The 14,103-nt window shown below is 73.3% G+C and carries 9 protein-coding genes; 5 read left to right on the forward strand and 4 right to left on the reverse strand.

Annotated elements, in window-relative coordinates; translation table 11 throughout:
- Positions 1-117 precede the first annotated feature (117 nt).
- Entirely contained in the window at positions 118-1,215 is a 1,098-nt protein-coding gene (locus CBOVI_RS00695; RefSeq protein ID WP_183273690.1) for a hypothetical protein, read from the reverse strand.
- 5 nt (positions 1,216-1,220) lie between these two features.
- Positions 1,221-1,961, reverse strand: coding sequence for a class I SAM-dependent methyltransferase (locus CBOVI_RS00700; RefSeq protein WP_050798285.1), 741 nt, complete (start codon positions 1,959-1,961; stop codon positions 1,221-1,223).
- A gap of 595 nt (positions 1,962-2,556) precedes the next feature.
- Between CBOVI_RS00700 and CBOVI_RS00705 the strand changes: the two genes are divergently transcribed.
- Entirely contained in the window at positions 2,557-3,399 is an 843-nt protein-coding gene (locus CBOVI_RS00705) for an SDR family oxidoreductase (RefSeq protein WP_010274349.1), read from the forward strand.
- Positions 3,400-3,855: 456 nt separating this feature from the next.
- Here CBOVI_RS00705 and CBOVI_RS00710 read toward each other — a convergent pair whose 3' ends face one another.
- Positions 3,856-5,790 carry a glycerol-3-phosphate dehydrogenase/oxidase gene (locus tag CBOVI_RS00710; RefSeq protein ID WP_185739116.1) on the reverse strand — a complete coding sequence of 645 codons (1,935 nt, stop codon included), beginning with the start codon at positions 5,788-5,790 and terminating at the stop codon, positions 3,856-3,858.
- Positions 5,791-5,997: 207 nt separating this feature from the next.
- Between CBOVI_RS00710 and CBOVI_RS00715 the strand changes: the two genes are divergently transcribed.
- From CBOVI_RS00715 to CBOVI_RS00725, 3 genes are all read left to right on the forward strand, one after another.
- Positions 5,998-7,593: an FAD-binding oxidoreductase gene (locus CBOVI_RS00715; protein ID WP_010270099.1), complete on the forward strand. Its 1,596-nt coding sequence runs from the start codon at positions 5,998-6,000 to the stop codon at positions 7,591-7,593.
- Complete coding sequence (locus CBOVI_RS00720; protein WP_198485097.1) at positions 7,580-8,929, forward strand: diacylglycerol kinase family protein; 1,350 nt, start codon at positions 7,580-7,582, stop codon at positions 8,927-8,929. Before CBOVI_RS00715 ends, CBOVI_RS00720 begins: the two co-directional genes overlap by 14 nt.
- Before the next feature lie 604 nt (positions 8,930-9,533).
- On the forward strand, positions 9,534-10,712 hold the full coding sequence (locus CBOVI_RS00725) for an endonuclease domain-containing protein (RefSeq protein ID WP_139016742.1): 1,179 nt from the start codon (positions 9,534-9,536) through the stop codon (positions 10,710-10,712).
- 895 nt (positions 10,713-11,607) lie between these two features.
- Here the strand turns inward: CBOVI_RS00725 and CBOVI_RS00730 are convergent.
- Positions 11,608-12,051, reverse strand: coding sequence for a hypothetical protein (locus tag CBOVI_RS00730; protein ID WP_125185999.1), 444 nt, complete (start codon positions 12,049-12,051; stop codon positions 11,608-11,610).
- A gap of 977 nt (positions 12,052-13,028) precedes the next feature.
- Here CBOVI_RS00730 and CBOVI_RS00735 point away from each other — a divergent pair.
- Positions 13,029-14,009 carry an arylamine N-acetyltransferase family protein gene (locus CBOVI_RS00735; RefSeq protein ID WP_010273043.1) on the forward strand — a complete coding sequence of 327 codons (981 nt, stop codon included), beginning with the start codon at positions 13,029-13,031 and terminating at the stop codon, positions 14,007-14,009.
- The last annotated feature ends 94 nt before the right edge of the window (positions 14,010-14,103 follow it).

Consider the following 14,103-nt stretch of genomic DNA (forward strand, 5'->3'; position numbering starts at 1 on the left):
CCCCGCCCGCCTCAGGACGGGTCGCCGGCCGCCGCGTCCCTCGTCCCCGCCCGTGGGTCGCCGGCCGCCGCGTCCCTCGTCCCCGCCCGTGGGTCGCCGGTCACCGCCCCGCCCGCCTCAGGACTCCGGGCGGTCCGGTCCGTCCGTGTCGTCGTCGCTGTCGCCGCCGCCGGTTCCGTCATGTCCGTCGCCGCCGGCGCTGCTGTCATTGCCGCTGCCACCGCTGCGGCTGCCGCCGTCGGCGTGCTCGTCGAACTGCCGCAGCTCGTCGGCCAGGCCGGCCTCGAGCTCCCGGGCGAGGTCCTCCAGCTGGCGGTCCATCGCGTCGGTGTCCCGGTCGTCGTGGTCGTCCCGGTCGTCATGGTCGTCGCGGACATCGCTGTAGTCCCAGGTCGCCTCGTCCCCGAGTGCCCCGAGGTCGTCGGCGTCGGCGATGGAGAGCCCGTCGGGGATCGTGTCCCGCAGATCGTCCGGCATGTCGCCGACCAGCTCGTCCGCCACGTCCCCCGGTCGGCCCGACACCGGCGCACCGGGCGTGTCCCCGTCGAGCCCGTCGTCGCCGAGGTCCGTCTCGGAGGGGTCCGGGTCGCCGGGCGCGCGGCCGGTGCTGTCGTCGTCGGACCAGTGCGACCCCATCCCCATGAACTCCGCGACCGTCTCGGACCCGGTGAGCCCGATCTGCTCCAGCAGACCCTCACCCTCCTCGGGCCACACCTCGCACCCCTGCAGCGGCATGAAGTTCAGCGACGCGCCCTCGGGCAGGCAGAGCACCACGCTGTCGTGCGGGGACAGGTTCGCGAGCACCTCGTCCAGCCGGTCCTCGGGGAACAGGGTGACGAGGATGACGTCGTCCGGCACCGCGTCCACCGGGTACAGCGAGGGCACACTCCGCTGGATCTCCGGCGACCCGGTGATCGCCTCCACGTACGCCTGGGCGAGGTTCTGCCTGTTCAGCCGGACGTTCGTGTCCTCGTCCTGGACCGCGCGGACGTAGATCGCGGGCAGCCCCCGGACGGACTCCAGCGCCCGCCACTCGACGAACGCGGTCATGTGCGGGTGGCTGTCGCCGCTGAGGAACTGGATGTCCTGCGTCGCCGCGAACTTCGCCTCGGAGAGCCGTTCGGCGCTGCCGGTGACCGGCGCGTTGACACCGTAGTAGCTCCACTGGGGGCTCGCGCCGGGGTCGTGGCGGAACACGATGCGTGCGGTGTCCATCGTGGTCACCGTCCTTCCTGGTGGGTGTCGGGGGAGGTGGGCGCGTCGTCGCGGGGGGTCGCCGGTGGGGTCACCGCCGTGAGCACCGCGACGAGGAACCCGGAGCGTCCGCGCGTGAACGGGTCCGCCTCCCACGTGCTGAACCGGTGCTGGACGCTCAGACCGGCGCGGGCGCAGTCCGACGCGAACGTGTCGTCGTCCCACCCCCGGTCCAGGCCGAGGCCGACGATGAGCCGGCCGGGGCGGGACGCGTCCGCGGGCGTGGTGAGCGGTGTGGGCGGTGCGGCCGGGGGTGCGGCGTCCGCACCCTCGGCGAGGCACGTGCGCAGGGTGCGCAGCGCCCGGACCCGGTGGGCGGGCTCGATGAACGTGAGGACGTTGCCGGCGCTGACGATGACGTCGTACGGGCCCGTGGGCCACGACGGCTCCTCCGCCGCGAGGTCGCCGACGTGCCAGTCCACCTCAGGGTGGTGGGCGCGCGCGTAGTCGACGAGGTACGGGTCGATGTCCACGCCCGTCACGTGGTGCCCCCGGGCGGCGAGGTACGCGCCCGTCCGGCCCGTCCCGGCACCGGCGTCGAGGATCCGTGCCCCGCGGGGGGAGAGGGCGTCGACGAGCCGCGCCTCCCCGTCGATGTCGCGACCCTCGGCCTCGAGGCGTTCCCACCGGTGCGCGTAGTGAGCGGAGTGCTCCGGGTCGGAGGACGTCAACTCCCGCCACGTGGTTGTTCGTCCCGTGGATGTCATTCCCCCAGTATGCCTGTCCGCCGGACGGTTCTCACCCGGTCCCCGGCGCGCGGGCGTGGGTGCGGCGTGGCGTGGGGTGGCTCGCGTGTTGACGGGAGTGGCGAAGGTTTTTGCACGACATCGGCCCAAATCGTGCAAAAAGCTTAGCCACACCGGCCGCAGCGGGTGGGCGGGCGTCCGGAGCGCGTGGGGTGGCTCGCGTGGTGACGGGAGTGGCGAAGGTTTTTGCACGAAATCGGCCCAAATCGTGCAAAAAGCTTTGCCACACCGGCCGCAGCGGGTGGGCGGGCAGAGATCAACACCGAAGCCGGCCAGACGCCAACGCCAGCGCCGGCCGGGACCAACGCCGGGGCGTCAAGGGTGGGCGGGCGGGCAGAGATCAACACCGAAGCCGGCCAGGCGCCAACGCCAGCGCCGGCCGGGACCAACGCTGGGGCGTCAAGGGTGGGTGGGCGCCTGGGATGTGTGGGTCGGCCCGCGTGGTGGCGGGAGTGGCAAAGGTTTTTGCACGAAATCGGCCTAAAACGTGCAAAAAGCTTAGCCGCACCGGCCGCAGCGGGCGGGCGGCGGCGGGATGCCGCTAGCATCGTGGGGCATGACCACGAGGGACGACGCTCAGGACACATCCACGACCACGGAGACGGGCGCGACGACCACCACGGGCGGGGATGCGAGCGCGGCAACGACCACGGGCGGGGGCGCCGCGCGGCGCCGGACCGCGGTCGTCACCGGCGCCTCGGCCGGCATCGGGGAGGCCACCGCCCTGTCCCTCGCTGAGGACGGGTGGGATGTCGTCGTCGCAGCGCGGCGTCGGGAACGACTGGAGACCGTGGCCACCGCCTGCCGTGACCTCGGCGCGACCGCCCACCCGATCGAACTCGACGTCACCGACCAGGCGAGCATCGACCGGTTCGCCGCGGCCGTGCGCGCGCTCGGCGGCGGGGTCGACCTGCTGGTCAACAACGCCGGCGGCGCGCGCGGGCTGGACCCGGTGCTCGACGCGGACGTGGACGACTGGCGGTGGATGTTCGAGGCGAACGTCATGGGGACGCTCCAGGTCACCCGCGCGCTGTTCGACGAGCTGGCCGCGGGCGTTGCGCCGCAGGTCATCAACGTCGTGTCCGTCGCCGGGCGCGGGGCATACCGCGGCGGCGCCGGGTACAACGCCGCGAAATTCGGCGAGACCGCGCTCACCGACGTCATGCGCATGGAGTTCGCCGAGCGCGGCGTGCGCGTGTGCCAGATCGACCCCGGCCGGGTCGCGACGGACTTCAGCCTCAACCGGTTCAAGGGCGACGCCGCCCGGGCCGAGGAGGTGTACGCGGACAAGGAGAACCTGGTGGCGGGGGACATCGCCGAGGCCATCCGGTGGGTCGCCGCGCGGCCGGCGCACATGGACGTGGAGTCGATGATGATCCGCCCGATCGACCAGGTCTGAGCTGGGCTGGCGCGGGTGGGCGGGACGCGCTGGTGGGGGCGGGCGTGCTGGCGGGGGCGCCTGCCCGCTGCGCGGCCGCCCGTTGTGGCCGGCGTGGCTAAGCTTTTTGCACGTTGTGGGCCGATTTTGTGCAAAACCCTTTGCCACTCCTGCCAACGCGAGGGCCGCCCCACGCGCTCTGGGCGCGCACCCGCCCCTGACGCCCTGGTGTTGGTCTCCGCTCGCCCGGCCGGCCGGTGTGGCTAAGTTTTTTGCACGTTGTGGGCCGATTTTGTGCAAAAGCCTTTGCCACTCCTGCCAGCGCGCGGGCCGCCCCACGTGCTCTGGCCGGCCGCCCGCCCTGGCGTTGGTCTCTGCGCGCCCGCCCGGCCGGTGTGGCTAAGTGTTTTGCACGTTTTGGGCGTATTTTGTGCAAAAACCTTTGCCACTCCGGGCCGCGCATCGCTGCGCCGCGCATCACCCCTGGTCAGCAGCGGCCGCCAGCGCCTCGCGGGCGGCGGGGAGCGCCGCCTCGCGGTCGGCGGGCACCAGCCCCACCCGGGAGCGGCGGTCGAGGATGTCGGACACCGTCACCGCGCCCTCATGCGTGACGTGGAAGCTGAACTCCGCGCGCGTGACGTCCAGCCCGGGCGCGACCGGGTCCAGCGGCCGGTCGAGCACGCACGCCCGCACGACCTCCGGCGCCTCCCAGCCGAACCGCTCCACGAGCGACGCCGGCAGCCCCGCCAGGTCGGACTCCGTCACCGCGCGGCACACGGCACTCCGCGGTGCCCCGACCAGCGGAATCGACGTCGTGACACACGGCCCGGGCCGCCCGCCGCCATGCCCGCCGCGGCCAACCGCGCCCACGCCAACCCTGCCGCCAGCGCCGTCCCCGCGCCCGCCGGCGCCGCCCTCGCCCCCGCCAGCGCCGTTCCCGTCCCCGCGCCCGCCCTCGCCAGCGCCGCCACCCGCGCCACCCCACGCCCCCTGCGCGAGCACGGCGTCGACCGTCTGCTCCGCCATGAGCCGGTACTCGGTGAGCTTCCCGCCGGTCACGGTGACGAGGCCGTCGTCCCCGGTGAGGATCACATGCTCCCGCGACAGGTCCGCGGTCGAGGCCCCCGCCCCCGCCCCGTCGAGCGTGATGAGCGGCCGCAGGCCCGCGTACGCGCCGATGACGTCGTCGCTGGTCAGCCGCGTGGCCAGCGCCTGGTTGACCACGTCGAGGATCCACGTCACGTCGCTGTCGGGCACCTCCGGCTCGTCGGGGATCGCGCCCGGCTGGTCCTCGTCGGTGAGCCCGATGTAGCACCGCCCGAGCTGCTCGGGGAGGATGAAGCAGAACCGGTTGGTGGCCCCGGGGACGGGGACGGTGAGGGCGCCGGTGGGGTTGCCGACGCTGCCCGCGTCCACCACGAGGTGCGTGCCGCGGGACGGTCGGACGGTGACGGCCGGGTCCATGTCGCCGGCCCACACGCCCGTCGCGTTGACGACGGCCCCCGCCGTGACCGTGGTCGGGGTGGCTGCCGTCGGTGCGGCGGCTGCGGCGGCTGACCGGCCGGCGGCGTCGTCGCCCTCCGCGAGCGTGTCCTCGAGCACGACCTCCCGCCCGGACACGGACGCGGCGCGACAGTGCGTGATGACCGTCGCCCCGTACCCGGCGGCGGTCCGGGCGAGGCACGTGACCAGGCGCGCGTCGTCGACGAGCTGCCCGTCGTAGTTGACGTACCCCAGCCGCAGGTCGGAGGTCTCCACGGCGGGGCACAGCGCGCGCACCGTCGCGGCGGTGACCGTGCGGGAACGCGGGAGGGTGCGCGAGCTCGTCCGCGCGGCGACGCGCAGCAGGTCGCCGGCGAGGAACCCGACGCGCGGCAGCACCCGGTTCAGCACGCTGTACCGGTCCTGCACGGGCACGACCTGCGGCAGCGCGCGGGTGAGGTGCGGCGCGGTCCGTTCCATGAGGATGCCGCGTTCGCGCGCGGAGCGGGTCGCCACGGAGACGTCCCCGGTGGCCAGGTAGCGGAGGCCGCCGTGGGCCAGTTTCGACGACCACCGCGACGTGCCGAACGCGAGGTCGTGGGCGTCGACGAGGAGCACGGTGAGCCCCCGGGTGACGGCGTCGAGGGCGACCCCGCAGCCGGTGACCCCGGCGCCGACGACGACGACGTCGTAGTGCGCGGGTCGGCCGGCGTCCGACGCGTCCCGCAGCGCGGCGAGGTCCGCGGCCCGGCGGGCGGCGGTGAGGCGGGCGGCGGTGGCGGAGAACCGGCCGGTGGCGCTGGCGTGGGGCGCGGTGCGCTCCGCGGTGCCGGGGCGGGGCGTGGTGCGCTCCGCGGCGTGCCCGGCGGTGCGGCCGGCGGCGCGGTCCGCGGTGCCGGGGCGCGGGGTGGGCGTGGAAGGGGTGCTCATGCCCGCCAGCGTAGGAGCGGGCGGTGGCCGGGAGGCGGCCCCGGGCCGGACCACCGCCCCCGGCCGGGGGCGGAAATCCGTGCTTCACGCCGGACGGCTGTCCGGACCGCTGTGTACGCTCAGGACATGTCTCAGCCTTCGCCGCAGTCGCAGCCGGACCCCGCCGAGCAGCCCACGCCCGCCACCCCGGGCGTGCCGCTGCCCCCGATGGCGTTCAACCTGTGGGGCACCCCGGACGAGGCCCGCCCGCTCAGCCCCGGCATCCGCCGGATGCTCGCCTCGCTCCTCGGCGTGGACGCCTCCCGCGTGCGCCGCGTCGCCGCCGCCGACGTCCGCCTCAGCGACCCCCGCCTCTCCGCGGAGGACATCGCGGCGCTCGGCGCGCTCGTCGGCCCCGACCACGTCACGTGCGACCGTGACCAGCGGATGCCCCGCGCCCGGGGCAAGTCCTCGCTCGACCTCCTCGAGTGGCGCGAGGGCGGCGTCGTCAGCGCCCCGGACGCGGTCGTCGCGCCGGGCACCGAGGACGAGGTCCTGGCCCTGCTGGAGTGGGCGTCCGCGGAGGGGGTGGCCGTCGTCCCCTTCGGCGGCGGAACGAGCGTGGTCGGGGGATTGACCCCGCTCGACGGAGGGTTCCGCGGCGTGATCTCCCTGGACCTCGCGCGGTTCGACGCCGTCGAGGACGTCGACCCGGTGTCCGGCCTCGTCACGCTCGGCGCGGGGCTGTCCGGACCGCACGCGGAGATGCTGCTCGCGGAGCACGGGCTGCAGCTCGGCCACTTCCCCCAGTCCTTCCCCTACGCGACGATCGGCGGGTTCGCCGTGACCCGCTCGTCGGGGCAGAACTCCGCCGGCTACGGGCGGTTCGACGACATGGTGCGGGAGCTCACCGTCGTCACCCCCCGGGGCGTCATCCACCCCGGGCGGCAGGCCCCGGCGACCGCGGCCGGCCCGGACCTCCGCGAGGTGTTCATGGGCTCCGAGGGCACGTTCGGCGTGGTCACGCGCGTGCGGGTGCGCGTGCACCCGATCCCGGAGACGAAACGGTACGAGGCCTTCACGTTCCGGACGTTCGACGCCGGCGTCGAGGCGCTGCGGGCCGTCGAACAGCAGGGGACGGGGCCGACGGTCATCCGCCTGTCCGACGAGATCGAGTCCTCCGTCAACCTCACCTCCACCGACAGGATCGGCGAGGCGTCGCACGCGCCCGAGGGCTGCCTGTGCATCACCGTCTTCGAGGGCACCCCCGCGCACGCCGCGTCCCGGCACCGCGAGACCCGCGAGGTGCTCCTCGCCCACGGCGGCGAGTCCGCGGGGGAGGGGCCGGCCCGGGCGTGGGAGGAGGGCCGGTTCGGCGCCCCGGTGCTCCGGGACTCACTTCTCGACGGCGGCGCGCTGTGCGAGACGCTCGAGACGGCGACGGACTGGTCGAACGTCCCACGCCTCAAGCGCGCCGTGGGGGAGGCGCTGGCCGAGGGGCTCACGGGGTCCGGCACGGCGGCGCTCGTCATGTGCCATGTGTCGCACGTGTACCCGACGGGGTGCTCCCTGTACTTCACCGTCGTCGCGGCGCAGAACGGGACGCCGGTCGAGCAGTGGCGGGCGGTGAAGACCGCCGTCACCGGTGCGATCGTGGACAACGGGGGGACGGTCACGCACCACCACGCGGTCGGCACGGACCACATGCCGTTCATGGGCCGGGAGATCGGTGAGCTCGGCGTGGAGATTCTCCGCGGGATCAAGCGCACGCTCGACCCGGCGGGGATCCTCAACCCGGGGAAGCTGTTCGATGCGCGGGGATGAGCCGCGGGCGGCGGGTGGCGGGCGGGGCGCTGGTGCGGGCGACGTCCCGGGTGACGGCCTGGGCGCTGGTGCGGGCGTCGGCCCGGGTGGCGGCGTCGGCCCGGGTGACGTCCCGCCGTCCGGCCGCGGCGGCGCCGTCGGCCCGGGTGCGGGCGTCGGCCCGGGTGATGGCCTGGGTGCTGGTGCGGGCGTCGGCCCGGGTGACGGGCGGGAGGATGCGGGCCTCTACGCCGTCGGTGAGGTCGACGTCCGCCGCGTCGCCCTCCTGACCAACCCGGCGGCCGGCAAGGGCACGGCCGTCGCGGCGGCGGACGCGGCGCGCCGGCGGTTCGGCGAGCGGGGCGTGGACGTGGTGAGCATCCAGGGCGCGTCGCCGGCGTCCTCCCGCGAACTCGCCGCGCAGGCGGTGGCGGACGACCGCATCGACGCGCTCGTCGTGTGCGGCGGCGACGGCCTCATCAATCTGGCGCTGCAGGAGCAGGCGGGGACGGGCACGCCGCTGGGGATCATCCCCGCAGGTACAGGCAACGATCACGCGCGGGAGTACCGCATCCCGATGGACCCGCGCCGGGCGGCGGACGTCGTCGTCGGCGGATTCACGACGATGACGGACCTCGGCCTCATGACGCGCCGGGCGCCGGGCGCGCGCGGCGGGGTGGACCGGGCGCCGGGCGCGCGCGGCGGGGTGGACGGAGCCGGCGTGGCTCACGGGGTGGACCGGGCGCCGGGCGCGCGCGGCGGGGCCGACGGAGCCGGCGTGGCTCACGGGGCGGACCGGGCGCTGGGCGTGGCTCACGGGGCGGGCGCGTCCGACGGGGTCGTCGAGCAGGCGTGGTTCGGGACCATCGCCTGCGCCGGCTTCGACTCGCTGGTCAGCGACCGGACGAACCGCATCGTCTGGCCGACGGGACGCGCCCGGTACAACCTGGCGATCGTCATGGAGTTCCTCAACTTCCACTCCATCCCGACGCGCCTCGTCCTCGACCACGAGCGCGTCATCGAGGACCACATGACGCTGGTGGCGATGGGCAACACCCGCAGCTACGGCGGCGGGATGCTCATCTGCCCGCAGGCCGACCACCACGACGGGCTGCTCGACGTCACGGTGCTCGAGCGGATGAACCGGTTCCGCGCCGCCGCGAAGTTCGGCACGATCTTCAGCGGCGAGTTCGTCAACGAGCCCGGCATCAGCACGTACCGGGCCCGGCACATCTCGATCGAGATGGAGAGCACCCCGCCGATCAGCTGCTACGCCGACGGCGACCGGTTCGCGCCGCTGCCCGTCGAGGTGGAGGTCGTGCGTGCCGCGGGGAGGTACATCGTCCCCCGCCCGTGAGGCGCTGAGCGGGGGCCGCGCGCCGCCTCCCTGCGCCCGCGATCGGCCGCGCGCCGCCTCCCCGCGTCCGCGATCGGCCGCGCGCCGCCTCCCCGCGTCCGCGATCGGCCGCGTGCCGCCGGCACCGCGCCCGTGGCGTGTTTCTTCCCCGCCCGCGGCTAAGTTTTTTGCACGTTTCGGGCCGATTTCGTGCAAAACCCTTTGCCACTCCTGCCAACGCGAGGGCCGCCCCACGCGCTCTGGTCGCCCACCCGCCCTGGCGTTGGTCTCTGCGCGCCCGCCCGCTGCTGGCGGGGCCGCCCGCCCGTTGTGGCCGGTGTGGCTAAGTGTTTTGCACGTTTTGGGCGGATTTTGTGCAAAACCCTTTGCCACTGCTGTCAACGCGCGGGCCGCTCCACGCGCTCTGGCCGCCCACCCCACCCACCCACCCCACCCACCCCCGACGCCCCGCCACCCCACGCACCCGGCCCACCCACCCCAACCAGCCCCGCCGCTCCACCCGCCGGGACCTGAGGGGAACCGAAACCGCCCTCGGCGCATCTAAATACGTTCAAGGGCACAGTTCCGCACGCCGGCACTGTCACGACTCAGGGAGGGGACCCCGATGCACCGCCGCGCCACCAGACGATCCGCCGTCTACCGGCCGCAACGCACACGCTCACGCGCGCGGCCCCGCCCCTCGCGGACCCCGGAGGTCTGGCCGGAGCGCCCGGCCACGGGCTGGGACCTCGACCTCACCGGCCCGCAGACCCGCGACGAGCTCCGCGCGGCCGGTGTCAGCCGCCGCCAGCTGGAGGCCGACTACATCGCGTGCGCCCCGGGCCGCTTCATCCCGGCGTCCAGCATCCCGAACCGCCCGGGCCCGCCCACCACCTCCGCCGACCCACTCAACCTCGCCGACCCCGCCAACCCACTCAACCTCGCCGACCCCGCCAACCCACTCAACCCACTCAACCCCGCCACCCCACCCAACCCCGCCGCCGCGATCCCGCTGGAGGTCCGCACCCGCGCGTACTGGCTCCGCCACCCCACGTGGATCGCGTGCTCATGGTCCGCCGCGCGCCTGTGGGGCCTCCGCTGGTTCTGCGACTCCATGCCCCCGTGCTTCCTCACCCCCACCACCCGCGCGCGCCCGGCCGACCTCACCCGCCCGCTCCTCCTGAGCACCGACCGCGGCTCGCCGGCCCTGATCGACGGCTGGAGCGTGGACGTCGACCCGGCCGTGCCGTCGTTGCGCGTCATCGCGCCCCGCATCGCGTGCGCGCAGCTCATCCACTCCGCGTCGTCGGGCTCGCACGCCTGGTGGACCCCGCCGGCCCCGGGTCTGACCCCGCGCGAGGTCCGTGTGGCGCAGGTCGGGGACGCGGTGTGTCGGTGGTGGGGGCTCACGGCCTCCGGTTTCTCGACGCTGTGCAGCGACATCATGGCGGCACGTGACCGGCGGGCGGTCGAGGCGTTGTGCGACTGGGGCGCGGATTCGCCCCCGGAGACGGTGGTGCGTCTGGCGTGCCGGGGGTTGGCGGCGGGGATGGTGACGCAGTACGAGCTGGTCGTCGACGGTGAGCTGGTCAGCGTGGCGGATCTCGCCTGGCCGTCGCAGCGGGTGCTGGTCTTTTACGACGGAGCCCACCACGGCGGGACCGATCAGTGGCTCGCGGACGCGCGGCGGTCGAGTGACCTCTCCGCCAGCGGGTGGGTGGTGTTGCGGTTGACCCGACGTGACCTGAGGAACCCTGTCGGCATCCGCCGCATGGTCGCGAGGGCGTTGGGGGTGCGGGAGTGACCCGCGCCCTGCCGCCCCGTCCCCTCCCCGCCGCCCCTCGGTCCCTTCACCTCCCCGCCGCCCCTCGGTCCCTTCACCTCCCCGCCGCCCCTCGGCCCCTTCACCTCCCCGCCGCCCCTCGGTCCTGCCCCAGCGCCCCGTCGTCCCTTCACCTCCCTGGTGTGGCTAAGTTTTTTGCACGTTTTGGGCCGATTTTGTGCAAGAACCTTTGCCACGCCGAGGGGCTCCCCGGGCCACCGCCGGGAAAGCCCAGGACGAGCCGCCAGGCCATGCCAGTCACACCGGGGAAGCCCGGGAGACCCCGCCGCCCCGCCTCCTCGGTCCTGCCCCGCCCCCGCCTCCTCGGTCCTGCCGAAGTGCCGCGCCGCCCCTCGGTCCCTTCACCTGCCTGGTGTGGCTAAGTTTTTTGCACGTTTTGGGCCGATTTTGTGCAAGAACCTTTGCCACGTCGAGAGTCTCCCCGGGGCACGGCTGGGGAAGCCCAGGAGACCCCGCCGCCCCGCCTCCTCGGTCCTGCCCCAGTGCCGCGCTGCCCCTCGGTCCCGCCCAAGCGCCCCGCCATCCTCGGTCCTGCCCCAGTGCCGCGCTGCCCCTCGGTCCCTTCACCTCCCTGGTGTGGCTAAGTTTTTTGCACGTTTTGGGCCGATTTCGTGCAAGAACCTTTGCCACTTCAGTCAACACGCGGGCCAACTCACGCGCTTCGGGCGCCCTCCCACCCTTGACGCCCCGGCGTTGGTCCCCGCCCGCCCGTTGGCGTTGGCTTCCGCCCGGCCGGCACACATGGACGTGGAGTCGATGGGGATCCGCCCGATCGACCAGGTCTGAGCCGGGCGGGTCGTGCCGGGCGCGCGGGCGCGCCGCGGGGCCTACCTGCCGCGCGGGCGCGCCGCGGGGCCTACCTGCCGCGCGGGCCGGGAACGAACCGTGGCAGTCCTTGTCGCCGCCGCGTCTCATTGAACGAATAGACGTAGCCGTCGAAAGCAGGAATGACAGTGTACTCGGGCAGTTCCTCTCTCAGGGCGGCGACGATCTCATTTCCTTGCCTGTGCCATTCGAATGAATCGGCGCCGTCCTCCCAGAGGGGCGGATAGTCAAAGCGGTCGGGTACGTCGTCAGGGCCGACCACTTCCGTAATGAACATGTCCTGGAAGTACTGGGTCCATGAGTATATCTTCTGCGTCAACGATCGGCTGAGGTTGAAATCTTCCGGTGTGACGTAGGGGCGGTCGGCAGCTGCATCGCTCCGTGGAGGCGTTCCCCACAGTGAGCTGGGGTGACCGTGATCCGGAGAGACTTTCAACACCTTTTCTGTAGCTTCTGTGGCTTCGTTCAATCCCACGGTGTATCGCGACCTTCCGTGTCGTTGTTCCGGTGTCTAGCGGCGAGAGTAGTTGCTCATCCGAGCACGGAGTACACGTGATGTCAAGGGTGTCAGGTGATTCATGTCTGATGTGGCGTCTCATCGATTACTCCGGGGTGGCGATACCATACTTCTTTCGCAGGGTGAATGAACTAACGGATACGGTCAGTACCCTTTTGGTGATCACGGCGTCGCGTGAGTACGTGTCGCAACCGGGGCATCTGGTCATGAGGCTATGAGTCCATGAGATACGGAGCGGACCCGACGGGGGAGGTGGGCGTGTGAGCTTCGGAATTGTGGAGTTTCTTCTGTTCCACGTGCCTGTGCTGGAGATCGTGGTCGTTGTATGGGCGGTGGTCACGGTGGTGCGGGCGCTCAGGGGGAAGTGAGCCGTTGTGGTCGCCGCCGTTGTGAGCGTCGCGGTGGAGGGTAGCCGGAGCTGAGGGGAGGGCTGTGTCCGACCCTTGACGAGGCGGTGCGCGGGCCGGGTTGGCTGGTGTGGCTAAGCTTTTTGCACGTTTTGGGCCGATTTTGTGCAAGAACCTTTGCCACGTCGAGGGGATCCTCGGGCCACCGCCGGAAAAGCCCAGGATGAGCCGCCAGGTCATGCCAGTCACGTCGGGAAAGCCCCGGATGAGCCGCCAGACCACGCCCGCAGGGGGCCTGGTTGCCTGGTGTGGCTAAGTTTTTTGCACGTTTTGGGCGGATTTCGCGCAAGAACCTTTGCCATGTCGAGAGTCTCCCCGGGCCACCGCCGGGAAAGCCCAGGACGAGCCGCCAGACCACGCCCGCAGGGGGCCTGGTTGCCTGGTGTGGCTAAGGTTTTTGCACGTTTTGGGCCGATTTTGTGCAAAAACCTTTGCCACGCCGGCCCGGCGCGGGCGCCAGGCCCCGCCCGCGCGCACGCGATCGGCCGCATCGCCGCCGGCACCGCGGGACAGGTTTACGCTGGTGCAATGAGCACCCTCATCGACCGCTACCTCGCCCGCACGGGGCACCCGGTCCCGGCCGGGGACCGTTCCGGCCGGACCGCGGGGCAGATCGTCGCCGATCTCGACCGCCTCCTCGCCGCCCACGCCGACACGATCCCCTTCGAGGACCTCGACAGCGCCTCCGCCACCCCGTTCTCCGTGGACGAGGACGCGGTGGTCGCCAAGCTCGTCGACGCCCGCCGCGGCGGCTACTGCCACGAACACGCCGCCCTCATCCGCGCGGTCCTCCGCGACATGGGCCTCACGGTCAGGCCGGTCCTCGCCCGCGTCTACGCCCGGGACGGCCTGACCGAGGTGCAGGCGTTCGGCCACCAGGCCACCATCGTCACGCTGCCGTCCGACGCCGCCCCCACCACCGCCCCCACCACCGACCCCGCCACCCCCGCCGCGCCACGCGGCCCGGCGGAGGTGCTCGTCGACCCCGGTTTCGGCGGCGGCACCCCCACGGTCGCCGTACCCCTCGACGGCACGGTGCGCGACTCCCCCCAGGGCCCGTTCCGCGTGGTCCCCGCCGCCGACGCGATCGACCCGGCCCTCGTCCGCGGCCTGGACCTCATGCTGCAGCACCGCGCGTTCGGCGCGGCGGAGTTCGCGAACGTCTACGCGTTCTCGCGCACGGCGGTGTGGGAGCCGGTGGACCTGGACATGTCGCACTGGTTGACGTCCGCGCGGCCGGGCACGTTCTTCACCGGCAACATCGTCATCGCGCGGCACCGGCCGGACGGCGGCCGCGTCACGGTGTTCCAGGACACGGTGCACCGGGTCGCGCCGGGCGTGCCGGGGCCGGACGGTTCGCCGGGCACGGCGGGGGAGGAGCGCCGCGAGCGGGTCGGGTCGCCGGAGGAACTCGCCGGTGTGCTGCGGGAGGAGTTCGGGTTGGGTGTCGACGCCGCCCTCGTCCGCGCAGCGTGGGAGCACTCCGGGGCGGGGCGCCCGGCGCACTGAGCCCCCGCCGCGCAGCGTGGGAGCACTCCGGGGCGGGGCGCCCGGCACACTGAGCCCGCCGCCGCGCAGCGTGGGAGCCCCGGCACGCCGCCCG

Origin of the sequence: Corynebacterium bovis DSM 20582 = CIP 54.80 (assembly GCF_030408615.1) — a bacterium.
GTDB lineage: Bacteria > Actinomycetota > Actinomycetes > Mycobacteriales > Mycobacteriaceae > Corynebacterium > Corynebacterium bovis.